Consider the following 26,276-nt stretch of genomic DNA (forward strand, 5'->3'; position numbering starts at 1 on the left):
GCCCGTTGATGGCAAACGGGCGTATCCCGGTCAGTTTCGCGGATCCAAAGCCGAGATCGAGGCGGCGCGATTGCGGGGTTTCCCGAGCCTCGCTAACGTCGATTGAACCGGTCAATGAGGTTGAGTGATCATGCAAAACCCGAAAAACCCTTCGGCGAAGGTCATCCTGATCACGGGCGCCGGCCGCGGCATCGGCGCCGCGCTGGCCGTCGCGGCCGCTGCGGAGGGTCACTCCGTGGCTGCGAATTATCGCTCGGAGAGCGTCGAGGTCGATCAACTGTTGTCTCGCCTGAAGGACGGCATCGGTATTCGGGCAGATGTCGGCATCGCCGAGGATGTCCAGCGCCTGATCGAGGAAACGCTCGCGCATTTCGGCCGCATCGACTGCGTGATCAACAATGCCGGTATCGGCGAAGTCTGCCCGATCGACCGTCTCGATCTCGCGCTTTTCCAAAAGACGCTTCATGCCAACCTGACGAGTGCGTTTCTGGTCTCGCAGGCCGCATGGCCCCACATGACCCGGAACGGCGGCCGGCTCATCTTCATGTCGTCGACCGCCGCCCGCACCGGCGGCGGGCTTTCCGCCGCCTATGCCGCGTCGAAAGGCGGCGTCGAGAGCCTGATGCACGCCTATGCCACCGCGCTCCGCCCGCACCGGATCACGGCGAATGCCATAGCGCCCGCGTTGATCGAGAGCAGGATGGCCAGCGCGATCGATGCAGGCCCCACCGAAAATCTGCCTCTCGGACGCATGGGACGTCCCGAAGAACTCTGGCCGGCAACACGGATGATCATGGAGACCGAATATCTCACGGGCCAAACCATTCATGTCGACGCCGGCAGATACATGACCTGAATGCGTGGCGAACGGGCTGCCTCAGCCCGCTTTCGTTTCGGTATAAAGTCTCAGCCTCCGATCAGCCATTTCCGGATCAAGGCTACGAGGTCGTCGACAGCCACGTCCAAGGGCATGCCGCCTTCCATGACCTCGGCCGATAGCGCCTCCATCGTCCCGATCAGGCCGACGCACCGCCGCTGCACGACCTTTGAATCGAGTTTCGAAAGCGGCTGGATGGCTGCCGCATAGAAGGCCGCATGGTCTTGCCGGGTCCGACGCTGGTGGGCCTCCATGGTCGCATCACCGCGCAGTGCCGCATCGATCGCATGCCATTCCGGCCCGATCGTCAGCGCGCATTCCAGGTAGGCGCTCGAGAGGATCCGCGCGACCTGCTCCGGCTCTTGTGGCGCATTCTCCAAGGCGGCAGCCAGAGCCGCGACCTGCCGGTCCATTGCCGCCATTGAAAGAGCGATCATCAGCCCCGAGCGGGTCTCGAAGTGGCTGTAAGCGATCGGCTTGCTCACGCCCGCACGTTCGGCCAGCGAGCCGAGCGTCAAGGCGTCCGTACCCTCTTCGCGCACGATGGCGGAGGCAACGTCGAGGAGTTGGGCACGGCGTTCAGGCCTCGGCAGTTTCTTCGACATCACACATCCCTCTTGACCCGAACAAAAGCTACCAATAGTAACTTACTGATTGTAGCATTGGGCAGGACTCATTCAAAGAGCCTGCGGCATACCTTTCCGGAGACATTGATGCACGTCCTCATCGTAACGGCCCATCCCGATCCCGCTTCCTACACCCACGCTGCGGTAGCCCGGCTTGTCGATGGGCTGAAGAGCGTGCCCGGCACCACGCACGAAATCCTGGATCTGGCATCGAGCGGCTTCGATCCGCTTTTCGGCGTTGCCGACAACGACCTGTTCCATGTCGGCGGGCAGACGCCGGCCGACGTCATCGATCAACAGGCACGCGTCGACAAGGCCGACGTCCTGGTGCTGGCATTCCCGGTCTATTGGTGGTCCATGCCTGCGGTTATGAAGGGGTGGATCGATCGCGTCTTTATCCGCAACTGGGCATTCGATGATGACCCCGCCAGGAAGACGACCGGCCTTCTGGGACGCCTGAAAGGACAGGTCGTCGCGATCGGCGGCGTGGATATCGGCACCTATGAGCGCCGCGGCTATCTCGACGCGATGAAGGCGCAGATCGTCCAGGGCATCTTTGGATATTGCGGCATCCAGCCCATCGGCCTGGACTTGTTGCTCCCGATCGACCAGCCCGCGGCCGAGCAGGGATTGCAGGACGCCTTCGATATCGGCCGGCGTGTCGCAACGTCGAATTAACCCGGGCCGGGTTGGCCGCCGCCGTGTGCCGTCTCCACGAATTCCCGACGAAGACCCTCCGCGGGCGACGACAATCAGGTCTGTCCCTGAGAAGAATGGTGCGGGTGGTCGGAATCGAACCGACACTCCTTTCGGAACCGGATTTTGAGTCCGGCGCGTCTACCAGTTTCACCACACCCGCACATTTGCCGCCGATTCGAGCCGGCGCTCTCCGCATCTTGCCAGCGGAGCATGCCTCCCCAATAGAGCGAGGCGGCATGGGGTGTCAACGGGAAAGGCCGGTTGCACGACCGATCACGACTGCCACGTCTTTTTCTCAAAAAAATTCTTTTTTTAGCGGGAACGAATTTTCCGTGGCCCCGTTTAGGGAGTGCAACCGCAGACACCCCCGGATGCGGTTGTGAGGGGGACCCAAGGGCGATGTGCACGCTCTTGGGTCTCAACCCAAAACACCTGATATTCCCAAACTTCCAACATGATCGAACCCATGCGCCGGCAAAGACGAACAATTGCGTCTGTCCGGCGTTCTGTCGCGCAGACGGCAAAGGAGAGCACCATGGTTTTCAAGGAAGGCACCTTCAAGGGCGAGCAGCCGGAACATTTCGAAGGCCCCCACCCGGCATGGCTGGAAACGGCCGTGGCGGACGCGCTTTCGATAGCCGGTGACATCGATGCGTCCGACATCTCCGTCACCTGCAAGGGAACGCGCATCATCCTGACCGGCAGCGTCGGCTCCCCGGAAGAGGGTGCCCGGGCCGTCGAGATCGCGGCTTCCGTCAAGGATGTCACAGAGGTCGACAGCCGCCTTTCCTGGCTCTGACCCGCAAAAAGCCGCCATTGCCCGGCCGCACCCCGGAATGCTAGTTGCAATGCAGCATGAAACGGGAGTTCTGCCGGATGCTTGTCGAAAGACCGGGCTATGATGCGCTGTATGCGGATTTCCGCTGGGATATCCCCGAGCGCTTCAATATCGGCACCGCCGTTTCCGATGCATGGGCGGCACGCGATCCCGATCGCGTGTGCCTCCAGCATTTCCTGCCGGACGCCGCGCCTCTCTCGCTGACCTACGGGGAACTTGCGGCAAAATCCGATGCCTTCGCAGCCGCCCTCCGCGCCGAAGGCGTCGAGAAGGGCGACCGCGTCGCGATCCTGCTGCCGCAGGGCTTCGAGACCGTGATCGCCCATCTCGCGACATACAAGGTCGGCGCCATCGCCCTGCCGCTTGCGCTGCTCTTCGGTGCCGACGCCCTGCTGTTCCGCCTGGAAAACGCCGGCGCCAGGGCCATCGTCACGAACGCTTTCGGCCTGGAGCGCCTCCAACCCATCCGCACCCGGCTCCCCTCGTTGAAACTGGTCATCGCGACGGAGGCCACCGGTGACCCGACCGCAAAACCCTTCCACGACCTTCTGTCGCGTCACGCAGGCTCCTTCGACGCCATCGACAGCGGTCCCGATGACCCCGCGATGATGATCTATACGTCAGGCACGACAGGCCCGCCGAAGGGCGCGTTGCATGGGCATCGTGTCCTGCTCGGCCATATCCCGGGCTTCCAGATGCACCACGAGTTCCTGCCGCAGCCGGGCGACCGCATCTGGACGCCGGCAGACTGGGCCTGGGCGGGTGGCCTGCTGAACGTCCTCTTGCCGGCGCTGCTGCTCGGCGTTCCCGTCGTCTCTTCGCCGGGCCAGAAATTCGACCCCGACATGGCCTACCGCATCATGCAGGACATGGACGTGCGCAATGCCTTCATTCCGCCCACCGCGCTGCGGCTGATGAAGACGGTCGCCGATCCCCGCGCAAAGTACAGGCTGAACCTGCGCACCATCGGCTCGGCCGGCGAATCGCTCGGGCGAGAAACCTGGGAATGGGTGCGCGATACGCTCGGCATCACCATCAACGAATTCTACGGCCAGACCGAGTGCAACATCGTGCTCGGCTCCATTGGCAAGCTCGGCGTGTCGCGGCCCGGCCCCATCGGCAAGCCCGTGCCGGGGCACGTTGTCGCCGTCATCGATGCGAATGGCGCGGAAGTGCCGCGCGGCACCGTCGGCCAGGTCGCCGTCAAGCGCCCGGATCCCGTGATGTTTCTCGGATACTGGAACAATGCCAGGGCGACGGCGGAAAAGTTCATCGGCGACTGGATGACGACCGGCGACCTCGGGCACATGGACGAGGAAGGCTATGTCACCTTCTTCGGGCGGGACGATGACGTCATCACCTCCTCCGGCTACCGCATCGGCCCAAGCGAAATCGAGGACTGCCTTGCCGGTCATCCAGCCGTGCAGCTCGCCGCGGCGGTCGGCAAGCCCGATCCCGTCCGCACGGAAATCGTCAAGGCCTATGTCGTGCTCCGGCCCGGCCAGGAGCCGTCCGCAGCGCTTGCCGCCGACATCCGCGACTGGGTGAAATCCCGCCTCTCGATGCACGAATATCCGCGCGAGGTGGAATTCGTCGATGCGCTGCCGTTGACCACGTCCGGCAAGGTCATCCGCCACCTGCTGCGCGAGCGCGCGGCAAGCGAAGCGCCGTTTTCCGCCTAGGGCAGCACCCTAACGCCGGGCGAGCGAGCGGATCTTCTCGCGCAGCAGCCGCGCCACGTTGCGCGTGTTGCGGTAGAGATGCAGCTGCGCCGCCACCTGGCGCACGTCCCGGTCCCGGTTCTGCTGAAGCCCCACGACCAGCGTGCCCATGTCCTCGCGCTCTTCCCAGAACCGGCTCATGACGGGATGCTCCGGCACCGCGCAGGAATCCGACCGCAGGATGTTGGCGTCGTCCAGATGCCACTCGGTCAGTTCCGCGACAAGAAGCTTGCCGGGCGAGTATTTCGCGAAGTCCTCGTCATAGGCCGTCTTCCACGTATAGGCCTCGCCCCCCATCAGGAACACGACCATGGACGCGATGGCGCGGCCGTCGAGGTCGAGCGTGTGGATACGCACCCCGTCGGTCTCGGCGAGATTGGTGATCGCCTCGCGGGCGAAGGCCGCGCGATAGCGGTCGTTGATCATCGCCGTGCGGCTGCGGCCCTTCCAGCCCGAGGCTTCGAGCAGCAGGAATTCCTCCATGCGCACGCGGATATCCGCCGGCTGGCGGGCGACATTGTAGCTGAGCGCGCCGAGCCGATCGAGCTTGCGCCACTGTCGGCGCAATTCGCGGAAATGCTCCGGCGAGATGGCTTTTTGCAGATAGGTCTGCCCGTCCAGCAGGCTTTCCAGCATCGGACGGCGATAGGTGTCGGTCACCGTCACCGGCAGGTTGCGGCCAATCGCGACGGCGCGCATCAACTGGGCGAAGGGGCCGGTGAGCCGCAGGTCCGGAAGGACGAGAACCGAGGGCAGCGCCACACCGGAACCGCCCAGCGCCTCCAGGAAATTGTCCAGCGTCTCGGCCGCGTCCTCCGCATCGACCAGCGGCGTGCCGATCGGGCCGAACGGGTTGGACCAGGCCCGCAGGATGCTGGAGCCGATGGAAAAGCCGGGCTTCTCGACGGAAAACGGCATGAGCAGGCGGATGCGGCTGCGCTCCGCGCTTTCATCCCTGACGATGGCAAGGCGGACGGTGCGATCTTCCAGCCGCGGCATGGCAGGCGCCAGAAAACGCCCCGAGAAGAAGACATTCGGCTCCATGACCCGGTTCGACAGGAAGTCGAGCTCCTGCTGAAGCTCGTAGCCGGCCGCGGCCGGATAGAGCGCGAGCGAACGGCCGGGGCGGCCGACGGCCACCCGCAGGTCTGCCGGCGGATGGGCCAGCGGCGGCGCCGGCGGAATGGCGGCCTGCGCGCGCCCGCCGGCGATTGCATGGTCGAAGCCGTGGCTATCGGTCATGGTTGTCCATCCCGTTGACAAGGCTTGCCTTCACCGGATTGGCGAAGGCGAAGAGAATGATCGAGAGTTTGCCCCGCACGGCGAGGTGCAGGAGCAGCGCTTCCACCATCATGGCGCCGGCCGTCGCCACGGCGGCCCCGGTGATGCCGAAGAGCGGTATGAGGGTGACGTTGAAGGTGATGTTTGCCGCCAGCGCCGCGGCATAAACCAGGACGCAGAGCTTCTGCTCGCCCGACATGGTGAGCAGCACCTCGCCCGGCCCGACCAGCGCCTTGGCCATGATGCCGGAAAAGAGAATGAACATCAGGCTCCAGCCCGCCGTGAAGGCGGGTCCGAACAGCGACAGCAGAAGGTGGCCGAGGGCGAGAACGGTAAGCCCCACGCCGAGCGACGGCCAGAAGCTCCAGCGCACCGTCTCGCCGGCAAAGGTCGCCAGCGCCACGCGGTCGCCGGAGGAGAAGAGCGCGGAGAAGCGCGGCGCGGCCGCCGCCTTCACCGAAAAGAACACGAAATGCACCAGCGCCATCGTCTTGGCGGCTGCGAAATAGATCGCGACGCTTTCCGGGTCGAGAAACAGGCCGACCACGATGACATCGGAATTGGTGAGCAGGAAGCCGAAGCCCTCGATGAGGAAGATCGGCAACGCCGCCTTGAGCCACAGCGAGAACTCGGTCCGGTGCGGGCCGGCGACATAGCGCTTGCCGAGCCGGTGGACGATGTTGAAGAACTGCACGACCGTCGTCAGGTAGGTGGCGGCCAGCGCGGCGGCCATTGCGGTCAGCGCCGTATGCGGCGCCCCGTAGGTCACGGCCAGCACCATGAAGACGAGAATGAGCAGCGGCCGCGCGATATAGGTCGGGCTCAGCGCCACCACCGCCCAGCTGTGCGCCCGCGCCGTGCTTTCCAGCACGTCGCCCAGCGCGATCATCGGCATGCAGAAGAAGCCGATGAAGAGCGGCACGACATAATAGCCCGTCACGCTGTCGCGCAGCAGCCAGAGCAATAGCAGCCCGACGGCTGCGATCGCGCTGGAGGACAGCATGGCGAAGGTGCGTGCGGTCGACGTGAGGCCGCGGATTTCCGCATGCGCATTGCGGCCGGCATAGCCGGGCAGGAAGCGCACGACAGTCGTGTGAAAGCCAAGGCAGGACATGTCGCCGATGATGACGACCAGCGCCCAGACGAAGACGAAGATGCCGTATTCGAACTCGCCCATCAGGCGGGCCAGAACGATCTGTGTGAGAAAGGCGATTGCCGCGCTGGCGACGCGAATGGCGAAGGCGACGAGCGCCATGCGCTGGGCGAGCGTGCGCGGGTCGTCGCTGGCCAGGACGCGCAGCCAAGGCACGACCCTGCCGCGCAGACCCGATGGCAGCAATTTCTCTGCCGACTGAATGACCGCTATCAACACAGGAACCCGAACGCTACGCAGAACTCAACGCAACAGTCTTGTCAGGTCAGGGTTAACAAACGGTTGGCCAGCGCCGCGGAAGCCTTAACCGCACACAAAAGAAAATGCCGCCCGAAGGCGGCATTTTCGAAGGATTTCAGCGGTCAGGCCTGCTCGAAGGCACCATGGCAGTGCTTGTACTTCTTGCCGGAGCCGCACGGGCAAAGCTCGTTGCGACCGACACGACCCCAGGTCGACGGATCGTCGGGATTGCGATCCTCGGCGGCAACGGCCATGAAGCCCGTCGCCTCACCGACATTGAATTCGTCCTCGCCGGTCGTGCCGTCGATATGATGGCCTTCCATGGCCGGCGGTGCCGGTACGGGCGCGTCGGCCGCCTGACGTACGAGCTCGACGCGCATCAGCTGAGCGGTCACCGTCTGGCGCAGATTGGCCAGGAGCGCCTGGAAGAGCTCGAAGGCCTCCGCCTTGTATTCCTGCAACGGATCGCGCTGGGCATAACCGCGGAAACCGATGACGGAACGCAGGTGGTCCAGATTGACGATATGCTCGCGCCACAGGTGATCCAGCGTCTGGAGCAGCACCGAGCGCTCGACATAGGTCATGATCTCGGGGCCGAAACGCTCGGCGCGGTCGGCGGCGGCATCGTCGGCAGCCTTGCGCAGGCGCTCGAGAATGTCCTTCTCGTCGATGCCTTCCTCGGCCGCCCAGGCCTCGATGGGAAGATCGAGATTGAGCTGTTCGAGAACGCCGGCCTTCAGGCCCTCGACATTCCACTGCTCGGCATAGGCGTTTTCCGGAATGTTCAGCTGGACGAGGTTCTCGACCACCTCATGGCGCATGTCGTTCACGATCTCGGACAGGTTTTCGCTGTCCATAAGCTCGATGCGCTGCTCGAAGATCACCTTGCGCTGGTCGTTGAGCACGTCGTCATACTTGAGCAGGTTCTTGCGGACGTCGAAGTTGCGCGCCTCGACCTTCTTCTGCGCACGCTCCAGCGCCTTGTTGATCCAGGGATGGACGATCGCCTCGCCCTCCTTGAGACCGAGCTTCTGCAGCATCGAATCCATGCGGTCGGACCCGAAGATGCGCATCAGGTCGTCCTGCAATGACAGGAAGAACTTCGAACGGCCCGGGTCGCCCTGGCGGCCGGAGCGGCCGCGCAGCTGGTTGTCGATACGACGGCTTTCGTGGCGCTCGGTGGCGAGAACGTAGAGGCCGCCGGCGGCCAGCGCCTGCTCCTTGAGCTTCTTCACCTCGGCGATGACGGCGCTGCGCTTGGCGTCAAGTTCCGGACCCGGCTCCATGTCGGCCAGCTCGCGCTCGAGGCGCATTTCCAGGTTGCCGCCGAGCTGGATGTCGGTGCCGCGACCGGCCATGTTCGTGGCGATCGTGACGGCGCCGGGCACTCCGGCCTGCGAAACGATATAGGCTTCCTGCTCGTGATAGCGGGCGTTCAGGACCTGGAAGTCCTTGAAGCCGGACTTTTTCAGGAGCTCGGCCAGAAGTTCCGATTTTTCGATCGAGGTCGTGCCGACGAGGATCGGCTGGCCCTTGGCGCGGGCAGCCTTGATCTCCTCGATGATCGCCTTGTACTTCTCTTCCGCCGTCCGGTAGACCTCGTCGTCCTCGTCGATACGCTGGATCGGCAGGTTCGTCGGGACTTCCACGACCTCAAGGCCGTAAATGTTGCCGAATTCCTCGGCTTCGGTCGACGCCGTACCGGTCATACCGCCAAGCTTGGAATACATGCGGAAATAGTTCTGGAAGGTGATCGAGGCCAGCGTCTGGTTTTCCGGCTGGATCGTGACCTTTTCCTTGGCCTCCAGCGCCTGGTGCTGGCCTTCCGAATAGCGGCGGCCCGGCATCATGCGGCCGGTGAACTCGTCGATGATGACGATCTCGTCGTTGCGGACGATGTAGTCCTTGTCGCGGGTGAAAAGCTTGTGGGCCTTCAGCGCATTGTTGATGTGATGGACGATCGCGACATTCTCGACGTCGTAAAGCGATTCGCCCTTGAGGAGGCCGGCCTGGCGCAGCAGGTTCTCCAGCTTCTCCGTACCCACTTCCGAGAAGTTGGCGGAGCGCTGCTTCTCGTCGATCTCGTAGTCACCCTCGTCCAGCATCGGAATGAAGGCGTCGATGGTGGTGTAGAGGTCCGAGCGGTCGTCGAGCGGACCGGAGATGATCAGCGGCGTGCGCGCCTCGTCGACGAGGATCGAGTCCACTTCGTCGACGATGGCGAAGAAATGCCCGCGCTGCACCATCTGGCCGCGCTCGTACTTCATGTTGTCGCGCAGATAGTCGAAGCCGAGTTCGTTGTTCGTCGCGTAGGTGATGTCGCAGGCATAGGCCGCGCGGCGCTGGTCGTCGTCGATGCCGTGCACGATGACGCCCGTGGTGAGCCCGAGGAAGCCGTAGATCTTGCCCATCTGGGCGCTGTCGCGGGTCGCGAGGTAGTCGTTGACCGTCACGACATGCACGCCCTTGCCGGCCAGCGCATTGAGATAGACGGGAAGCGTCGCGACGAGCGTCTTGCCTTCACCGGTCTTCATTTCGGCGATCGACTTCTCGTGAAGGATCATGCCGCCGATGAGCTGCACGTCGAAGGGACGCAGGCCGAGAACGCGGAACGCCGCTTCCCGGGCGACCGCGAAGGCCGGCACGAGAATGTCGTCCAGCGTCTTGCCCGCGGCGAGCTGTTCGCGGAATTCGACGGTTTTCGCCCTCAGCGCCTCGTCGGAGAGCGCTTTGGTCTCCGCTTCGAGCGCATTGATCGCGTCGACGCGATCTTTATAGGAGCGAACGCGGCGATCGTTCGAGGAACCGAACAACTTGCGGGCTAGGCCGCCAAGGCTGACCATCAGGATGGTCCTTTCTTTATGGGCGCCCCGGCGCGTGACAGGCCGCACGATAATTGCGCGCAAACCCGTGAAACGCCCGGAAACTGTTCTGGACGCGGGATTGCGTGACAGATAAGAGGGGGGTCGAATGATGTCAACGGCTCAGGCGGTTGCACAACTGCCACATTCTGGTGGTGTTGAGCAGTCTGGCACCGGATATCGACCCGATTCCGGCGAGGATGTGAAAGGTCTTTTTTCGTATGTTCAAGTACAGCAAGCTCGCAGCGGTCGCCCTGATCGCGATCGCCGCTGCCGGCACGGGCGCCCGTGCGCAGGATGCCGCCGCCGATCCGGTGGTCGCCAAGGTCGGCGCCGTGGAAATCCATGAATCCGAACTGAAGCTCGCGATGGCCGGCCTCGACCCGCAGCTTGCCAACCTGCCGGAAGAGCAGAAGCGCGTCGCCGCGCTTTCCTCCATCATCGACGTGAAGCTTCTGGCTGCCGATGCCGACAAGGAAGGCCTGCGCGACAGCGACGACTTCAAGCAGCGCCTCGCCTTCCTCACGGACCGCGAACTGCACAACGCCTATTTCAAGAAGCACGTCGTCGATGCCGTCACCCCCGAGGAGGTGAAGGCGCGCTACGACAAGGAAATCGCGGCCATCACGCCGGAAGACGAGATCCATGCCCGTCACATCCTGGTCAAGACCGAGGATGAGGCCAAGGCCATCATCAAGGATCTCGATGCCGGCAAGGACTTCGTCGAAATCGCCAAGGAAAAGTCCACCGACCCGAACAAGTCGGAAGGCGGCGACCTCGGCTATTTCAGCAAGGGCCGCATGGTTCCGGAATTCGAAGAGGCCGCTTTCGCCCTCGAAAAGGGCGCCTATTCCAAGGTGCCGGTGAAGACCCAGTTCGGCTACCATGTCATCAAGGTCGAGGATAAGCGCAAGCAGCAGCCCCCGGCGCTCGACCAGGTCGAGCCGCAGGTCCGTCAGCTCATCATGCGCGACAAGTACATGGAACTGCTTGAAAAGGCCAAGGCGGAAGCGCCCGTCGATATCCAGGACCCCGCGCTGAAAACCGCTTATGACGCTGTCAACAAGCCGGAAGCCGAAGCGGGCGAAGACGCCGCACCGGCCGCCGAAGGCCAGCAGTAAGACCACAATGGCCCGGTGGATCCCGCCGGGCCCCTTCCCCACCGCAGGAAAACACGCATGTCCGGCTCGATCTCTCCGCTTGCCCCGAAAACCTATGCCGAAATGCCGCCCATACGCGGTGTGCGCATGGCGACCGCCGCCGCGGGGATCAAGTACAAGAACCGGACGGACGTGCTGATGATGGTCTTCGATCGCCCCGCGGCGGTCGCCGGCGTCTTCACCCGCTCGAAATGCCCTTCGGCGCCCGTCGATTTCTGCCGTGCCAACCTGCCCGGCGGCGTCGCGCGCGCCGTCGTCGTCAATTCCGGCAATGCCAACGCCTTCACCGGTCGCAAGGGCCGTGAATCGACGAAGCTCACCGCCGAATCCGCGGCAAAGGCCGTCGGCTGCAAGGAGAGCGAGATTTTCCTCGCCTCGACGGGCGTGATCGGCGAGCCGCTCGATGCCACCAAGTTCTCCGGCGTCCTCGATGGCCTTGCCACCGCAGGAACGGACGACTTCTGGCTGGAGGCCGCCAAGGCGATCATGACCACGGACACCTATCCGAAGGTGGCCACCCGCACGGCCGAGCTCGGCGGCGTCACCGTGCGCATCAACGGCATTGCCAAGGGCGCCGGCATGATCGCGCCGGACATGGCGACCATGCTGTCCTTCGTTGTCACCGATGCCGACATTCCGGCCGCCGTCCTGCAATCGCTGCTCTCGGCCGGGGTCGGCACCACGTTCAACGCCATCACCGTGGACAGCGACACGTCGACCTCGGACACGCTTCTGTTGTTTGCGACGGGTGCGGCGGCAGCCGACGGCCAGAAGGCCGTGACGGCGGATGACGTCGCGCTCGACGGCTTCCGTGCCGCCCTCAACGACCTGCTGCGCGATCTCGCCCTCCAGGTCGTGCGGGACGGCGAAGGTGCGCGCAAGATGGTGGAGATCACCGTCGAGGGTGCGGAAAGCGACGATGCCGCCAAGCGGATCGCGCTTTCGATCGCCAATTCGCCGCTGGTCAAGACCGCCGTCGCCGGCGAAGACGCCAACTGGGGCCGCATCGTCATGGCCGTCGGCAAATCCGGCGAAATGGCCGATCGCGATCGCCTCGCCATCTGGTTCGGCGACGTTCGCGTTGCCGTCGACGGCGAGCGCGACCCCAACTATTCCGAGGAAGCGACGACCGCGATCATGCAGCGCCAGGATATCCCCGTTCGCGTCGAGATCGGCCTCGGCAACGGCCGGGCGACGGTGTGGACCTGCGACCTCACCAAGGAATATGTCGAGATCAACGGCGACTATCGCAGCTAAGCCATTTTGAAAAAGATATGCAGCCGCGCCATGCGTGTGGGGCTGCCCAGACCAGAGGCCCGGACAGCGTGACCCTTTCGGGACAGAAGACCACGATGATCGATCTTGCAAAAGTCAGGCGGCTGGAAGCCGTCGGCTTCCGTGCCTGGCCCGCCGCCACCGTGCTGTATGACGGAAGCTGGCTGTGCCGGCTGACCGCCGGCCACCCCTCGCGGCGGCTGAACTCGGTCAACCCGCTCGATCCGTCCGATTATCGCGATATCCCCATCCGGCTGGAAAAGGCGGCGAAGCGCTTTGCCGATTACGGCCGCCCGCTGCTCGTGCGCCAGACCCCGCTCACGCCGCCGCAGTTGATCGCCTTCATGGACGATGCCGGCTGGAAGGACATGGGCCGCACCATCGTCATGATGGCGGATCTCGCGACCCTGCCGCGCGATGAAGGCCTCGATCACCTGCCGAGCCGCGATGTCGGCCGCTTCGTCGATGCACGGCTGAGCGTTTCGGGCGACGACCCGGCCCTGAAGCCCGGCCTCACCGAAATCATCAACGCCATCAAACCTGAAGCCGGCCTCTTCATCTTCGAGGAACCGGGCTTCGGCCCCACCGCCGTCACCATCGCGGTGCAGGACAACGACCTCGTCGGCATCCTGCAACTCGGCGTCGCCGAAGAACGGCGCGGCCAGGGCCTTGGCACGGCAATCCTCCATGCGAGCCTGCGCTGGGCGAAGCTCAAGGGCGCGCGTCATGCCTGGGTGCAGGTGGAGGCCGACAATGCCGCCGCGCTTGCGCTCTATCGCCGCGCCGGCTTCCAGGACGTCTACCAATACAGCTATCGGGAACCCGCGACCGCATGACCGAAACGATCGCACAGCCCCGCCGCATCCTGCTCGTTGCCGCCTGCGCGCTCGTCGATGCGGACGGGCGTGTGCTTCTGGCCCAGCGCCCCGAAGGCAAGTCACTGGCCGGCCTGTGGGAGTTTCCCGGCGGCAAGGTCGAGCCGGGCGAAACGCCCGAGGAGACGCTGATCCGCGAGCTCGACGAGGAACTCGGCATCCGCACGAAGGTCGCCTGCCTCGCGCCGCTCACCTTCGCCAGCCACACCTATGACGATTTTCATCTCCTGATGCCGCTCTATATCTGCCGTCGCTTCGAAGGCACGGCGCATGGGCGCGAGGGGCAGGCCATCAAATGGGTGCGCCCGAAAGCGCTGCGCGATTACCCGATGCCACCCGCCGACGAGCCCCTCATTCCCTTCCTCATGGACCTGCTTTGAGCCGGTTCACTAGAATTTAAGTGCGAATTTTCAGTCTCCGTTAAGCAATCGTTTAGCAGCCTCGTTCAAATAATGCCGTGAACGTTGCAATGCCTGCGAGATCCTGTGATGCGTGACGAAGACTTCTGGAAAACCGTTCAGGAGAAAGATTTCACGCCGGCCGGCGATACCCGGACTGGCGCATTGAATCTGGCTCTGCTTTTCGGGACAGCCGTGATTGCGCTGGCGCTCGTCCTCACACCGGTGCTGTCCGCCAAGTCGGACAAGCGCATGATGGCGAACGTCCCCGATGAATTCGATATGATTTCGACCGGCTCCGTCCCGACGGACGGAACCAAGCGCTATACGGTGCGCCGCAGCGTGCTCCAGGAAATGCCCGGCGCCGTCTGCATCGTCAACGGCGCGGGTGCCGGCAGCGGCTGCTGACGGTACGTTCATGCGCAAGGGGCGCGGGGGAAGGGAATGATGACGAGACTGCTGAAATCGTTCCTCTCCGCCGAACATGGCGCAACCGCCGTGGAATACGGCCTGCTTGCCGCCCTCATCTCCGTCGGCATGCTCGCCGGCCTGGGCGCCTTCTCCGACACGCTCAACAACACCTTCATGCTGCTCAGCGAGAAGATCGACCCTAAGTGAGGGACAGGTTAGGGGTCAGCGACCCCCGCCCTGCTTGAGCGCGTCCGCAAGCCGCATCGTCGCCGAACCCGGCTTCAGCGGCTTCTGCTGGCTTTCATGCGGCGCCCAGCCCGAGACATAGATGATCGAAAAGGTCGCCCTGATCCGACCGTCGGGGTCCGAGAAGCGTTCGGCATAGAGTTCGGCCGCGCGCAGCAGGACGCCGCGCGCCAGCGGCCGCCGGCTGCGGCCGGAAAGCGGGTTCGCCATGCCCATGGCACGCAGATCCTTCATCAGCGGAAAGATCGAATCGTAGCGCACCGTATAGGTTTCCTTGTCCGTCACCGGCAGCGCAAAGCCGCCGCGCTGGAGCAGGGCCCCGACATCCCGCACATCCGGAAACGGAATGACGCGCGGGCTCGCACCCCCGGAAATCTCGCTTTCGGCCGCGAGCAGTACTTCCCGCAGTTCCTGCAACGTGCCGCTGCCGGGAATGGCCGCAAGGAAAAGTCCGTCCGGCTTCAGCGCCCGCCGGATCTGCACGAAAACGCCCGGTGTGTCGTTGGTGAGATGCAGCGCAAGCGGCGAGACGATGAGGTTGACCGATTGCGGCTCAAGCGGAACCGTTTCCAGCGCTGCCAGCGTAACCGGCTCTCCCGCCGAAAAACGCCGGTCGCTCTCCACGCGTTCGATGGCATCGACCTTGCCGGTGCCGGCGATCGCCCGCGCCACGGCTCCGGTATGGCCATGCAGTTCCACCGCCTTTTCGAAACGGCGGTCTATAACGCTCAACCGCTCGGCAAGTTCCTCCGCGACGATGTCGAGCAGGAAGTCCGCCGGGCCGCTGCGAAGCGCGCGCAACCGGTTGGTATCGATGAGGGCATGGTCGAAGAGCGTTTCCATTGGCGATCCTGTTCGGAATTCCTTCGCTTTGGCCGGCAAGTGCGACTATTGTCAACCGCATGGGCGAAATAGAGGCCGAGGCATTGCCGGCAATCCCGCTCCGGCAGGCCCTCGCCCGCCGGATGAAGGCCTTCGCTGGCGCGGCCCTCGACATCGTCTACCCGCCCGCCTGTGCGGGATGCGGCCTGCTGCTGGGCACCGGTGCAGGGCTTTGCGCGCATTGCTGGTCGCGGCTTGCGCTGATCGAGCGCCCCTATTGCGAAGTGCTCGGCACGCCCTTCTCCCACGATCTCGGCCCCGGCATCCTCAGCGCCGACGCCATCGCCCATCCCCCGCCGTTCGACCGGCTGCGATCCGTCGCCCTCTATGACGACCTCGCCCGCATTCTCGTGCATTCGCTGAAATATCGCGACCGCACGGACCTCGCGCCCATGATGGCGCAATGGATGCTACGCGCCAGCGACGGCACGATCGAGGCGGCCGATGTGATCGTGCCGGTGCCGCTGCACCGCTTGCGGCTGGTCTGGCGCAAGTTCAACCAGGCGGCCGAACTCGCCCGCGCACTCGGCGCGCTCGCCGGCAGGCCGGTTCTCATCGATGCCGTGCGCCGCGTCAAACGCACCCGTCGCCAGATCGGTCTCAACCCGCGCGCCCGCGAGGAAAACGTGCGCGGCGCCTTCGCGATCACCCCCGCGGGCCGCGAGGCCCTGTTCGGCAAGCGCGTCGTCCTGATCGACGATGTCTATACGACAGGCGCCACCATCGCCGCCGTCGCGCGCACCCTCAAGCGCGCGGGTGTTGCCGACATCACGGTTTTGACCTTTGCAAGGGCGCTTCCGGGACCTATATAAAGCAAGGTTTTTCCAAGTGTTGGAGCAGAAAGCATGGCCCCGATCGTCATCTACACGCGTCAGTTCTGCGGCTATTGCAGCGCCGCGAAGAAACTTCTCGAGACGAAGGGCGTGGCCTACGAGGAGCATGACGCGACCTATGCGCCGGATGTGCGCCAGGAGATGATCAAGCGCTCGAACGGCCGCAACACCTTCCCGCAGATCTTCATCGGCGAGCGCCATGTCGGCGGCTGCGACGATCTGCATGCCCTTGAGCGCGCCGGCGAACTCGACGCGCTTCTCGCTGCCTGAACCGGCACAGGAGCCCACCATGACCGTGACGATCGCCGCCATCCAGATGTGCTCGGGCACCGACCCGGTCCGCAACGTGGAGACGATGCAGCGCCTCGTGCGCGAGGCCGCCGCCAAGGGCGCCGTCTATGTCCAGACGCCGGAAATGACCGGCGCCATCCAGAAGGACCGCCAGGGCCTGCGTGCTATCCTGCGCCCGGAAGCCGATGACCTCGTGGTCGCGGCCGCCGCCGACCTTGCCCGCGACCTCGGCATCCACGTCCATGTCGGCTCCACGGCGATCGCACTCGCCGACGGCAAGGTCGCAAATCGCGGCTTCCTGTTTGGCCCGGATGGCGCGCGCATCTGCAGCTACGACAAGATCCACATGTTCGATGTCGATCTCGACAATGGCGAAAGCTGGCGCGAAAGCGCGGTCTACACGCCGGGCAGCATCGCCCGCATGGCGGATCTGCCCTTCGCAAGGCTCGGTTTCTCCATCTGCTACGACGTGCGCTTTCCCGAACTCTTCAAGGCCCAGGCCCAGGCCGGCGCCGAGATCATCTCCGTGCCCGCCGCTTTCACGCGGCAGACGGGCGAGGCGCATTGGGAAACGCTGCTGCGCGCGCGTGCCATCGAGAACGGCGTTTACGTCATTGCCGCCGCGCAGGCGGGTGTCCACGAGGATGGTCGTGAGACCTTCGGCCATTCCATGATCATCGATCCCTGGGGCCGCGTGCTCGCCGAGGCCGGCGGCACCGGCGAGGCCATCGTGCTTGCCGATATCGACACCGGCGCCGTGAAGGCCGCCCATGACCGCATTCCCAACCTGCGCAACGGACGGACCTTCACGCTCGAAACGACCGCCGCCACCTCGAAGGGAGGCGTCGCCGCGTGATCCGCTACGATCTCTCCTGCGACAACGGCCATCCCTTCGAGGGTTGGTTCGGCTCGGCGGACGACTTCGACCGCCAGCAGAAGATGGCGCTGGTCTCCTGCCCCGTGTGTAACTCCACCCATGTCGCCAAGCGCCTCATGGCCCCTTCCGTGTCGACCGCCCGCAAGAAGGAGCGTCGCCAGGAAATGGTGATGCAGGCGGGCCAGAAGGAAATGATCGCCAAGCTGCGGGAGATCGTTTCGACGATCCGTGCCAATTCCGAGGATGTCGGGGAGCGCTTTCCCGAGGAAGCCCGCAAGATCCATTACGGCGAGGCGGAACAGCGGGGCCTCATCGGCCAGGCGACGCTGGACGAGGTCCGCGACCTCCTGGAAGAGGGCGTCGAGATCGCGCCGCTCCCCGTGCTGCCCGACGACACGAACTGATGCGCGGCCACCATCTCGCCGTCTACAACTTCGGCATTCATGTCGATGAATACGAAAGCGACCGCGTCGCGGGCTTTCGCCTGCGCGAGCCCTTCAATTTCGAGGCGGCGAGTCGGGCGGAAGGCTATATCGGCCGTTCGGGCTATGACGAGGTGCCGGGGCCTGAAAGCTGGGGCGAGAAGGTCTATCCCCGCTTCCTCGCCGGCAGCGGGTTCGAAGACGCGCCGTCATCGCTGTCCCTCTGGTCCAGCCTCGAAAGCCTTATGGCCTTCACCTATGACGGCGTGCATGCCGATGCGCTCAAGCACGCCCGCAACTGGAACCAGAGGCAGGCCTGGCCGGCTCTGGTGCTCTGGTGGGTGAAGGAAGGCGCACGGCCGGTTTGGGCGGATGGGGCGGAACGTCTGGAACATCTCGCGGATCATGGCCCGGCACCCCGCGCCTTCACCTTCAAGAAACCGTTCTGTCCCGATGGCGAGCCCGTCGTGATCGATAGGGATCGGGTGAAGGCCATCGGTGCGCGCAACGCCGTGGGGCAGCGGGACCTGCTCGCCGCCGTGCGGCTGCTGGAGCCCTGATCAGGCCGGCCGGCGCGCCACCAGCATGTAGTTGACGTCCATGTCCTTGGACAGGTTCCACTGGTTCAGCAGCGGGTTGAAGAAAACGCCCGTTCGGTCGGTCACGGTGAGGCCCGACGCCGTCAGCGGTTTTTCGATCTCCTCCGGGCGCACCAGCTTTTCATATTGATGCGTGCCGCGTGGCAGCCAGCGCAGCACGTTCTCCGCCGCGAAGATCGCCAGCGCCGCGGCCTTCAGCGTCCGGTTGATCGTCGCAACGAAGGTCATGCCGCCCGGCCGCACCATGGAGGCGCAGGTCGTGAGGAAGAAATCGACATCGGAAACGTGCTCGACCACCTCCATGTTCAGCACGACATCGAAGGTCTCGCCGGCCTCGGCCAGCGCCTCGGCCGTCACCGCGCGATAGTCGACCGTAACGCCGCTTCCGGCCGCATGGGCCTTCGCGATGCCGATGTTCTTTTCCGAGGCATCCGCGCCCAGCACCTCCGCGCCCATGCGCGCCATCGGCTCGGAAAGCAGGCCGCCGCCGCAGCCGATATCGAGGATGCGCAGGCCCTCCAGCGGGCGATGGGCCTGCGGGTCGCGGCCGAACTGCGCCGAGACGAGATCGCGGATATAGGCGAGCCTCACCGGGTTGAACTTGTGCAGCGGACGGAACTTGCCGGTGGGGTCCCACCACTCCGCCGCCATCGCGGAAAAGCGGTCGACTTCCGCCTGGTCGATCGTCGTGCGGGCTGCCTCGCTCATGGCCGTCTCCTTCGCGTGGATCTGTACCCGTGAAGTCGTCCTCCCGGCCCAAGATGTCAAGAGGACGATATGAAGCGCCCTTGCGGGGCCACGGCCTCAGCCGCGGCCGAACTCGTCCTCGATACGGATGATATCGTCCTCGCCGAGATAGGATCCGGTCTGTACCTCGATCAGTTCCAGGAGGATCTTGCCGGGATTGGCGAGCCGGTGCAGCTCGCCCTGCGGAATATAGACCGACTCGTTTTCCCTGAGCGCGATGGTCTTGTCGCCGATCGTCACCTCGGCGGTACCGCGCACCACGATCCAATGCTCGGAGCGGTGGTGGTGCTTTTGCAGGGAGAGCCGCTTGCCCGGCGTGACGAACAGGCGCTTCACCTGGAAACGCTCGCCGTTCAGCACGGACGTATAACCGCCCCACGGCCGGTAGGCTGTCGGGTGGGTCTCCGTCAGCTTCTGCGTCTTGGGCAGGCTGGCAAGCTGCTTGACGAGCTTGCCGACATTCTGGCTGTCCTCCAGCCGGCCGACATAGACCGCATCCTCACTGGCAACGACGGCGATGTCGTCCAGCCCCTGCACCGCCACGTGAATGTCACGCGAGATGATCAGCGAATTGCGTGTATCGAGCACCGTCGTGCTGCCGTCGGCCACATTGCCGGCCTCGTCCCGCTGCCCGATCTTCCACACGGAATCCCAGCTGCCGAGATCCGACCAGGAAATCGGCGAGGGAACGACGGCAGCGATGGGCGTCTTCTCGAAGATCGCGTAATCGATGGAGATATCCGGCGCACGCGTAAAGGCCGCCTCGTCGAGCCGTTCGAAATCGAGATCGTGCTGCGCCTTGTCCACGGCCTCCTGCGCGGCCACAAGAACTTCGGGTGCGTATTGCTGGAGTTCGCGCAGGAAAAGCCCGACAGGCAGCATGAACATGCCGGAGTTCCAGAGATAGCCGCCCGCCGAAAGCATTTCGACAGCCCTTTCGCGATCCGGCTTTTCGACGAAGCGATGCACGGCGTTGGCGCCATTGCCGAGGTCTTCGCCGATCTCGATGTAGCCGTAGCCGGTCGCAGGCTCGTTCGGCGTGATGCCGAATGTCACCAGCCGTCCCGCTCTGGCAGCGACCGCCGCCTTGTCGATACAGCCGAAATAGGTGGAATCGGCGTCGATCTCGTGATCGGAGGCAAGCACCTGCATGAGTGCCTCCTCGCCGTACTTGCGCAGGACCACCGTCGCGGCCGCGGCGAGCGCCGGCGCCGTGTTGCGCGCCACCGGCTCCAGCAGGATGGATGCGAGCGAAACGCCCGCCGTGCGCGCCTGTTCGGCCACGAGAAAGCGGAAATCGCTGTTCGTGATCACGACGGCCGGCTCATAGCGCGACGTGTCCGAGACCCGCGCCAGCGTCCGCTGGAAAAGCGTCGTCTGGCCGAGGAATTCAAGGAACTGCTTGGGAGCCGATGCGCGTGACAGCGGCCACAGGCGGGTGCCCTTGCCGCCGGCCATGATTACGGGCACGATCTTGCTGCTCATTGTTCCTCACCATGACGCCATGGCCCCCAACCCCGGCGGGCCGTCCTGCGGGATATCTTTCTTAATGGTCGCCGGCGCAAACAGCAAATGCCACAACCGCAACGCCGGATGACCGCAACAAAAAACCCGCCGGAGGCGGGTTCGATGCGCAGCGATAAACGCGGGCGTCAGGCGGGAACGACGATGCCGCGCAGCGTGGTGAGCTCCGCGAGATAGCTCTCGATGCCGAACTTGTGTTCGTCCGTCGTTGCCTGCGCCAGCTCGGTACGGGCCGCCTCGACGCGCCGCGTAATCTGATCGACGTTGAAGTCGTCGACATGAACGGCGGATTCGGCGAGCAGCGTGCAGCCGGTCGGAATGATATCCGCGAAACCGCCGAAGACCACAAAGCGGTCCTTCCTGCCGTCCGCGAACTTCACGGTGACGACACCCGGCTTGATCGTCGTCATGGTCGGCGCGTGGTTGGCCATGACGGTCATCTCGCCCTCGGTCGCCGGGATGACGACTTCGCTGACGCTGCCGGAAACCAGCAGGCGCTCGGGAGAAACGAGTTCAAAGTTGAATTCTGTAGCCATGACCCTTTTAGCGAATAGGAAATAGCGAATAGCGAATAGAATTCCTATTCGGTGTCCGCATTTTCCCTATTCGCTACTCCCTATTCCCTATTCGCTGTTAAGCCGCTTCTGCAGCCAGCTTCTTGGCCTTCTCGACGGCTTCTTCCATGGAGCCGACCATGTAGAAGGCGGCTTCCGGCAGATGGTCGTACTCGCCGTTGACGAGGCCCTTGAAGCCCTTGATCGTGTCTTCGAGAGCAACCAGCTTGCCCGGCGAACCGGTGAAGACTTCAGCCACGAAGAACGGCTGCGACAGGAAGCGCTCGATCTTGCGGGCGCGGGCAACGGCCAGCTTGTCGTCTTCCGACAGTTCGTCCATGCCCAGGATGGCGATGATGTCCTGCAGGGCCTTGTAGCGCTGCAGCGTCGTCTGGACCTTACGGGCGACTTCGTAGTGCTCTTCGCCGACAACCATCGGGTCGAGCATGCGCGAGGTCGAGTCGAGCGGGTCAACGGCCGGGTAGATGCCCTTTTCCGCAATCGAACGCGACAGAACGGTCGTGGCGTCCAGGTGGGCGAACGAGGTGGCCGGCGCCGGGTCGGTCAAGTCGTCGGCGGGAACGTAGATGGCCTGAACCGAGGTGATCGAGCCCTTGGTCGTGGTCGTGATGCGTTCCTGCATCTGGCCCATGTCCGTGGCGAGCGTCGGCTGGTAACCCACGGCCGACGGGATACGGCCGAGCAGAGCCGACACTTCCGAACCCGCCTGCGTGAAGCGGAAGATGTTGTCGACGAAGAACAGAACGTCCTGGCCCTTGTCGCGGAAGTCTTCAGCGATGGTCAGGCCGGTCAGGGCGACGCGTGCACGGGCGCCCGGGGGTTCGTTCATCTGGCCGTAAACGAGGGCAGCCTTGGAGCCTTCGCCGCCGCCGTGCTTGTTCACGCCCGATTCGATCATTTCGTGGTAGAGGTCGTTGCCTTCGCGGGTACGTTCACCCACGCCTGCGAATACCGAGTAACCACCGTGCGCCTTGGCGACGTTGTTGATCAGTTCCATGATGAGAACGGTCTTGCCGACGCCGGCGCCGCCGAACAGGCCGATCTTGCCGCCCTTTGCGTAAGGCGCGAGAAGGTCGACGACCTTGATGCCGGTCACGAGGATCTGCGCTTCGGTCGACTGCTCGACGTAGGACGGTGCTTCCTGGTGGATCGCACGCTTGCCGGAGGTGACTAGCGGGCCGGCTTCGTCGACGGGCTCGCCGATGACGTTCATGATGCGGCCGAGCGTTTCCGGGCCGACCGGAACGGTGATCGGGGCGCCCGTGTCTGCAACGGCCTGGCCGCGGACGAGACCTTCGGTCGAGTCCATGGCGATCGTGCGAACGGTGTTTTCGCCGAGGTGCTGGGCGACTTCGAGAACGAGGCGGTTGCCGTTGTTGTCGGTTTCCAGCGCGTTCAGGATCTGCGGCAGTTCACCGTCGAACGAAACGTCGACGACGGCGCCGATGACCTGCGTCACGCGACCGGTTGCAACAAAAACAGCCGGAGCCGCAGCCTTCGTGGAGGCCTTGGCGGCAGCGGTCTTCGCAGCCGGTGCCTTTGCGGCCGGAGCCTTGGTTGCAGGGGCTGCGGCCGGAGCCGCCGCTGCTGCGGCCGTCTTGGTCGCAGCCGGCTTCTTTGCCGCTGCGGTGTCCTTCGGGGTAGCTGCCTTAGCCATGTCTCTTACCCTCTTTGTCCTGGTCCTTAGAGCGCTTCAGCGCCCGAGATGATTTCGATGAGTTCCTTGGTGATCTGAGCCTGGCGCTGACGGTTGTAGTTGAGCGTCAGCTTGTTGATCATTTCACCAGCATTGCGGGTCGCGTTGTCCATGGCGCTCATCTTGGCGCCCATTTCGCCGGCGACGTTCTCGAGCAGGGCCCGGAAGATCTGGACGGAAATGTTGCGCGGGATGAGATCGCCGAGGATCGCGGCGGCATCCGGCTCGTAGTCGTAGATCGCGGTCGCACCGGTCGTCTCCGCCACGGCCGCCGGAGCGGAAGCGGGGATAAGCTGAAGCGCGGTCGGGATCTGCGAGATGACCGACTTGAACTCAGAATAGAACAGCGTGCAGACGTCGAACTCGCCCTTCTCGAACAGACCGATGACCTTGCGGCCCACCTGGTCGGCGTTCTCGAAGCCGATGCGCTTGACTTCACGCAGATCGACGCGGTCGATGATCAGCGAGGCGTATTCGCGCCGCAGGATATCGAAGCCCTTCTTGCCCACGCAGATGATCTTGACCGTCTTGCCGCTCGCCAGAAGCTTGCGGGTATGGTCACGCGCCAGACGGGCAATCTGCGAATTGAAACCGCCGCACAGGCCACGCTCGGCCGTGCAGACGACGAGCAGATGAACCTGGTCCTTGCCCGTGCCGGTCATTAGCCGCGGCGCGCTATCGTCCTGGCCGACGGCCTGGGCGATGTTGGCGAGAACCGCGCTCATGCGCTGCGAATAGGGCCGGGCAGCCTCGGCCGCTTCCTGGGCACGCCGAAGCTTCGCCGCGGCGACCATTTTCATCGCCTTGGTGATCTTCTGCGTCGCCTTGACGGAGGCGATCCGGTTTTTCAGATCCTTAAGTGAAGGCATCCGTTTTCCGTCCTGTAGCACGATCTCCCGGACAGGTGTCGGGGACGGTCATGCGTCAAATCCAAAAGCTCGGAGCACCTGCGCGCCTTGGGCGCGCAGGGCTGGAACCGTCAGCCTCAGCCGAAGGTCTTGGCGAAGGAGTCGAGAGCAGCCTTGAGCTTGCCCTTCGTATCGTCACTGATCGCCTTGTCGGTGCGGATGGCATCGAGGATCGCCTTGCCTTCCGAACGGAAGTAGCCGAGCAGACCCTGCTCGAACTTGCCGACGTCGGAGACGGCGATCTTGTCGAGGTAGCCGTTCACACCGGCGAAGATCACCACGACCTGCTCTTCCGTCTTCAGCGGCGAGAACTGCGGCTGCTTCAGGAGTTCGGTCAGGCGGGCACCGCGGTTCAGCAGGCGCTGCGTTGCGGCATCGAGGTCCGAGCCGAACTGGGCGAAGGCTGCCATTTCGCGATACTGGGCAAGTTCGCCCTTGATCGAGCCGGCGACCTGCTTCATCGCCTTGATCTGTGCGGACGAGCCGACGCGGGAAACCGACAGACCGACGTTAACGGCCGGGCGGATACCCTGGTAGAACAGGTCCGTTTCAAGGAAGATCTGGCCGTCGGTGATCGAGATCACGTTGGTCGGGATGAACGCCGAAACGTCGTTGCCCTGGGTTTCGATGACCGGCAGGGCCGTCAGCGAGCCAGCGCCCATGTCATCGTTGAGCTTCGCAGCGCGCTCGAGGAGACGCGAGTGCAGGTAGAAAACGTCGCCCGGATAGGCTTCGCGGCCCGGCGGGCGGCGCAGCAGCAGCGACATCTGACGGTAAGAAACGGCCTGCTTGGAAAGGTCGTCGTAACCGATGAGGGCGTGCTTGCCGTTGTCACGGAAGTATTCGCCCATCGCGCAGCCGGCGAACGGTGCGAGATACTGCATCGGCGCCGGGTCGGAAGCCGTTGCGGCAACGATGATCGAGTACTGGAGAGCGCCGCGCTCTTCGAGAACCTTCACGAACTGGGCAACCGTCGAACGCTTCTGGCCGATAGCGACATAGACGCAGTACAGCTTGTCGCCGTCAGGACCGTTGTCGTGGATGGCCTTCTGGTTCAGGATCGTGTCCAGAATGATGGCGGTCTTGCCGGTCTGGCGGTCGCCGATGACGAGCTCGCGCTGGCCGCGGCCGACCGGGATGAGGGCGTCGATGGCCTTGAGGCCGGTCGACATCGGCTCGTGAACCGACTTGCGCGGAATGATGCCGGGAGCCTTGACGTCAACGCGGGCGCGCTTGGCGGCGTTGATCGGGCCCTTGCCGTCGATCGGGTTGCCGAGCGCGTCGACGACGCGGCCGAGCAGTTCCGGACCGACCGGAACGTCAACGATAGCGCCGGTCCGCTTGACGGTGTCGCCTTCCTTGATGTCACGGTCCGAACCGAAGATAACGACACCGACGTTGTCGCTTTCCAGGTTCAGCGCCATCCCGCGGATACCGCCGGGGAATTCGACCATTTCACCAGCCTGAACGTTGTCGAGGCCGTAAACGCGGGCGATACCGTCACCGACGGAGAGCACCTGGCCGACTTCAGAGACTTCCGCCTCTTTGCCGAAATTTTTGATCTGATCTTTGAGAATTGCGGAAATTTCCGCGGCGCGGATATCCATCAGCCGACCTCTTTCAGTGCAAGCTTAAGAGTAGAGAGTTTGGTGCGAAGGGACGTGTCGATCTGGCGCGATCCCACCTTGACGATCAGACCACCGAGAATGGACGGGTCGACGGTGACGGCGATCGCCACGTCTTTGCCGGTGACGCCTTTCAGCGCCGCCTTCAATTCAGTTTCCTGCGCTGCGGTGAGCGCATGGGCCGACGTGACGTCGGCCGTGATTTCGCCGCGGGCGCGGGCCGCAATGGCGCGGTAGGCCTTGATCATGCCGGGAACGGCGAAGAGGCGGCGATTTGACGCAACCACCTTGAGGAAGTTTGCCACGAGGCCCGTGATGCCGGCCTTGGCGGCAACGGCGGAAATGGCCTTAGTCTGATCTTCGGCGGAGAAGACGGGGCTGACGATCAGCCGCTTCAGGTCATCGCTCTCATCGATCAGGGCCTGGAAACGGTCGAGATCGGCGCCGACAGCGGCAGCGGAGCCAGCTTCCTGCGCAAGGTCGAAAAGCGAAGACGCGTATCTTTCTGCAACACCGGAAACGAGCTGGGATGTGTCTGCCACGGGCACAAGCTTCTCTTCTTTTCATCCAGAGCGTTGGTCAGTAGCGGAGCTACGGCCCTAACACACTGAAATCGTTGCTGTAATCTTCAGCTCC

The 26,276-nt window shown here is 64.1% G+C and carries 27 protein-coding genes and 1 tRNA gene; 15 read left to right on the plus strand and 13 right to left on the minus strand.

Annotated features, from left to right (window positions below; translation table 11 throughout):
- Positions 1–130: 130 nt before the first annotated feature.
- Positions 131–856: an SDR family NAD(P)-dependent oxidoreductase gene (locus GR158_RS17945; protein ID WP_160872048.1), complete on the plus strand. Its 726-nt coding sequence runs from the start codon at positions 131–133 to the stop codon at positions 854–856.
- Positions 857–906: 50 nt separating this feature from the next.
- Here the strand turns inward: GR158_RS17945 and GR158_RS17950 are convergent, their stop codons facing one another.
- Complete coding sequence (locus tag GR158_RS17950) at positions 907–1,482, minus strand: TetR/AcrR family transcriptional regulator (RefSeq protein WP_160872049.1); 576 nt, start codon at positions 1,480–1,482, stop codon at positions 907–909.
- A 108-nt stretch (positions 1,483–1,590) separates the two neighbouring features.
- Here GR158_RS17950 and GR158_RS17955 point away from each other — a divergent pair, with 108 nt between their 5' ends.
- Positions 1,591–2,181, plus strand: coding sequence for an NAD(P)H-dependent oxidoreductase (locus tag GR158_RS17955; protein WP_160872050.1), 591 nt, complete (start codon positions 1,591–1,593; stop codon positions 2,179–2,181).
- 96 nt (positions 2,182–2,277) lie between these two features.
- Here the strand turns inward: GR158_RS17955 and GR158_RS17960 are convergent.
- Positions 2,278–2,362, minus strand: a tRNA-Leu gene (locus tag GR158_RS17960).
- A gap of 375 nt (positions 2,363–2,737) precedes the next feature.
- On the opposite strand from GR158_RS17960, the gene GR158_RS17965 reads away from it, so the two are divergent.
- Together GR158_RS17965 and GR158_RS17970 are read left to right on the plus strand one after the other, a co-directional pair.
- On the plus strand, positions 2,738–3,001 hold the full coding sequence (locus tag GR158_RS17965) for a BON domain-containing protein (RefSeq protein WP_134649363.1): 264 nt from the start codon (positions 2,738–2,740) through the stop codon (positions 2,999–3,001).
- A gap of 77 nt (positions 3,002–3,078) precedes the next feature.
- Positions 3,079–4,722 carry an AMP-binding protein gene (locus tag GR158_RS17970; protein ID WP_134649362.1) on the plus strand — a complete coding sequence of 548 codons (1,644 nt, stop codon included), beginning with the start codon at positions 3,079–3,081 and terminating at the stop codon, positions 4,720–4,722.
- A gap of 9 nt (positions 4,723–4,731) precedes the next feature.
- Here the strand turns inward: GR158_RS17970 and GR158_RS17975 are convergent, their stop codons facing one another.
- The 3 genes from GR158_RS17975 to secA all read right to left on the minus strand — a co-directional run bounded on the left by GR158_RS17975 (position 4,732) and on the right by secA (position 10,278).
- Positions 4,732–6,003 carry a GNAT family N-acetyltransferase gene (locus tag GR158_RS17975; protein WP_160872051.1) on the minus strand — a complete coding sequence of 424 codons (1,272 nt, stop codon included), beginning with the start codon at positions 6,001–6,003 and terminating at the stop codon, positions 4,732–4,734.
- A complete protein-coding gene (locus tag GR158_RS17980; protein ID WP_246665709.1) occupies positions 5,993–7,381 on the minus strand; it encodes a lipopolysaccharide biosynthesis protein in 1,389 nt (462 codons plus the stop codon). The genes GR158_RS17975 and GR158_RS17980 overlap by 11 nt, the downstream gene beginning before the upstream one ends.
- Before the next feature lie 176 nt (positions 7,382–7,557).
- Entirely contained in the window at positions 7,558–10,278 is a 2,721-nt protein-coding gene (secA, locus tag GR158_RS17985) for a preprotein translocase subunit SecA (protein WP_134649360.1), read from the minus strand.
- A gap of 239 nt (positions 10,279–10,517) precedes the next feature.
- Here secA and GR158_RS17990 point away from each other — a divergent pair, with 239 nt between their 5' ends.
- From GR158_RS17990 to GR158_RS18015, 6 genes are all read left to right on the plus strand, one after another.
- Positions 10,518–11,417, plus strand: coding sequence for a peptidylprolyl isomerase (locus tag GR158_RS17990; protein WP_134649359.1), 900 nt, complete (start codon positions 10,518–10,520; stop codon positions 11,415–11,417).
- Positions 11,418–11,474: 57 nt separating this feature from the next.
- Positions 11,475–12,713, plus strand: coding sequence for a bifunctional glutamate N-acetyltransferase/amino-acid acetyltransferase ArgJ (gene argJ, locus GR158_RS17995; protein WP_160872052.1), 1,239 nt, complete (start codon positions 11,475–11,477; stop codon positions 12,711–12,713).
- A 95-nt stretch (positions 12,714–12,808) separates the two neighbouring features.
- Positions 12,809–13,567, plus strand: a complete 759-nt coding sequence (locus GR158_RS18000; RefSeq protein WP_160872053.1) for an N-acetyltransferase — start codon at positions 12,809–12,811, stop codon at positions 13,565–13,567.
- Positions 13,564–13,986 carry an 8-oxo-dGTP diphosphatase MutT gene (gene mutT, locus GR158_RS18005; RefSeq protein WP_134649356.1) on the plus strand — a complete coding sequence of 141 codons (423 nt, stop codon included), beginning with the start codon at positions 13,564–13,566 and terminating at the stop codon, positions 13,984–13,986. The genes GR158_RS18000 and mutT overlap by 4 nt, the downstream gene beginning before the upstream one ends.
- A 108-nt stretch (positions 13,987–14,094) precedes the next feature.
- The gene (locus tag GR158_RS18010) at positions 14,095–14,412 is read left to right on the plus strand and encodes a hypothetical protein (RefSeq protein ID WP_134649355.1); all 318 of its coding nucleotides are present in this window, start codon (positions 14,095–14,097) and stop codon (positions 14,410–14,412) included.
- A 36-nt stretch (positions 14,413–14,448) separates the two neighbouring features.
- A complete protein-coding gene (locus GR158_RS18015) occupies positions 14,449–14,622 on the plus strand; it encodes a Flp family type IVb pilin (RefSeq protein ID WP_329959099.1) in 174 nt (57 codons plus the stop codon).
- A 15-nt stretch (positions 14,623–14,637) separates the two neighbouring features.
- Here the strand turns inward: GR158_RS18015 and GR158_RS18020 are convergent, their stop codons facing one another.
- Positions 14,638–15,504, minus strand: coding sequence for a methyltransferase domain-containing protein (locus tag GR158_RS18020; protein WP_134649354.1), 867 nt, complete (start codon positions 15,502–15,504; stop codon positions 14,638–14,640).
- Positions 15,505–15,563: 59 nt separating this feature from the next.
- Between GR158_RS18020 and GR158_RS18025 the strand changes: the two genes are divergently transcribed.
- From GR158_RS18025 to GR158_RS18045, 5 genes are read left to right on the plus strand one after another with little or no spacing between them, the layout of a single operon-like run.
- On the plus strand, positions 15,564–16,355 hold the full coding sequence (locus GR158_RS18025) for a ComF family protein (RefSeq protein WP_160872054.1): 792 nt from the start codon (positions 15,564–15,566) through the stop codon (positions 16,353–16,355).
- A gap of 33 nt (positions 16,356–16,388) precedes the next feature.
- A complete protein-coding gene (gene grxC / locus GR158_RS18030) occupies positions 16,389–16,646 on the plus strand; it encodes a glutaredoxin 3 (RefSeq protein ID WP_160872055.1) in 258 nt (85 codons plus the stop codon).
- A gap of 19 nt (positions 16,647–16,665) precedes the next feature.
- Positions 16,666–17,523, plus strand: coding sequence for a carbon-nitrogen hydrolase family protein (locus GR158_RS18035; protein ID WP_160872056.1), 858 nt, complete (start codon positions 16,666–16,668; stop codon positions 17,521–17,523).
- Positions 17,520–17,948 (plus strand): DUF1178 family protein, encoded by a 429-nt coding sequence (locus GR158_RS18040; protein WP_134649350.1) that lies wholly within the window; start codon positions 17,520–17,522, stop codon positions 17,946–17,948. Before GR158_RS18035 ends, GR158_RS18040 begins: the two co-directional genes overlap by 4 nt.
- On the plus strand, positions 17,948–18,526 hold the full coding sequence (locus GR158_RS18045) for a DUF3291 domain-containing protein (RefSeq protein ID WP_160872057.1): 579 nt from the start codon (positions 17,948–17,950) through the stop codon (positions 18,524–18,526). The genes GR158_RS18040 and GR158_RS18045 overlap by 1 nt, the downstream gene beginning before the upstream one ends.
- Here GR158_RS18045 and ubiG read toward each other — a convergent pair whose 3' ends face one another.
- The 7 genes from ubiG to GR158_RS18080 form a co-directional block, all read right to left on the minus strand.
- Positions 18,527–19,273: a bifunctional 2-polyprenyl-6-hydroxyphenol methylase/3-demethylubiquinol 3-O-methyltransferase UbiG gene (gene ubiG, locus GR158_RS18050; protein ID WP_160872058.1), complete on the minus strand. Its 747-nt coding sequence runs from the start codon at positions 19,271–19,273 to the stop codon at positions 18,527–18,529. It abuts the gene before it with no gap.
- Positions 19,274–19,369: 96 nt separating this feature from the next.
- Positions 19,370–20,797 carry a mannose-1-phosphate guanylyltransferase/mannose-6-phosphate isomerase gene (locus GR158_RS18055; RefSeq protein WP_160872059.1) on the minus strand — a complete coding sequence of 476 codons (1,428 nt, stop codon included), beginning with the start codon at positions 20,795–20,797 and terminating at the stop codon, positions 19,370–19,372.
- A gap of 167 nt (positions 20,798–20,964) precedes the next feature.
- Positions 20,965–21,372, minus strand: coding sequence for a F0F1 ATP synthase subunit epsilon (locus GR158_RS18060; protein ID WP_160872060.1), 408 nt, complete (start codon positions 21,370–21,372; stop codon positions 20,965–20,967).
- A gap of 97 nt (positions 21,373–21,469) precedes the next feature.
- Positions 21,470–23,068 (minus strand): F0F1 ATP synthase subunit beta, encoded by a 1,599-nt coding sequence (gene atpD / locus GR158_RS18065; protein WP_160872061.1) that lies wholly within the window; start codon positions 23,066–23,068, stop codon positions 21,470–21,472.
- 26 nt (positions 23,069–23,094) lie between these two features.
- Positions 23,095–23,976: a F0F1 ATP synthase subunit gamma gene (locus GR158_RS18070; protein ID WP_134649344.1), complete on the minus strand. Its 882-nt coding sequence runs from the start codon at positions 23,974–23,976 to the stop codon at positions 23,095–23,097.
- Positions 23,977–24,092: 116 nt separating this feature from the next.
- A complete protein-coding gene (gene atpA / locus GR158_RS18075) occupies positions 24,093–25,622 on the minus strand; it encodes a F0F1 ATP synthase subunit alpha (protein WP_160872062.1) in 1,530 nt (509 codons plus the stop codon).
- Positions 25,622–26,188: a F0F1 ATP synthase subunit delta gene (locus GR158_RS18080; protein WP_134649342.1), complete on the minus strand. Its 567-nt coding sequence runs from the start codon at positions 26,186–26,188 to the stop codon at positions 25,622–25,624. Before GR158_RS18080 ends, atpA begins: the two co-directional genes overlap by 1 nt.
- Positions 26,189–26,276: the final 88 nt, after the last annotated feature.

Source organism: Shinella sp. AETb1-6, from assembly GCF_009826875.1.
In the GTDB taxonomy this organism is placed as follows: Bacteria; Pseudomonadota; Alphaproteobacteria; order Rhizobiales; family Rhizobiaceae; genus Shinella; species Shinella sumterensis.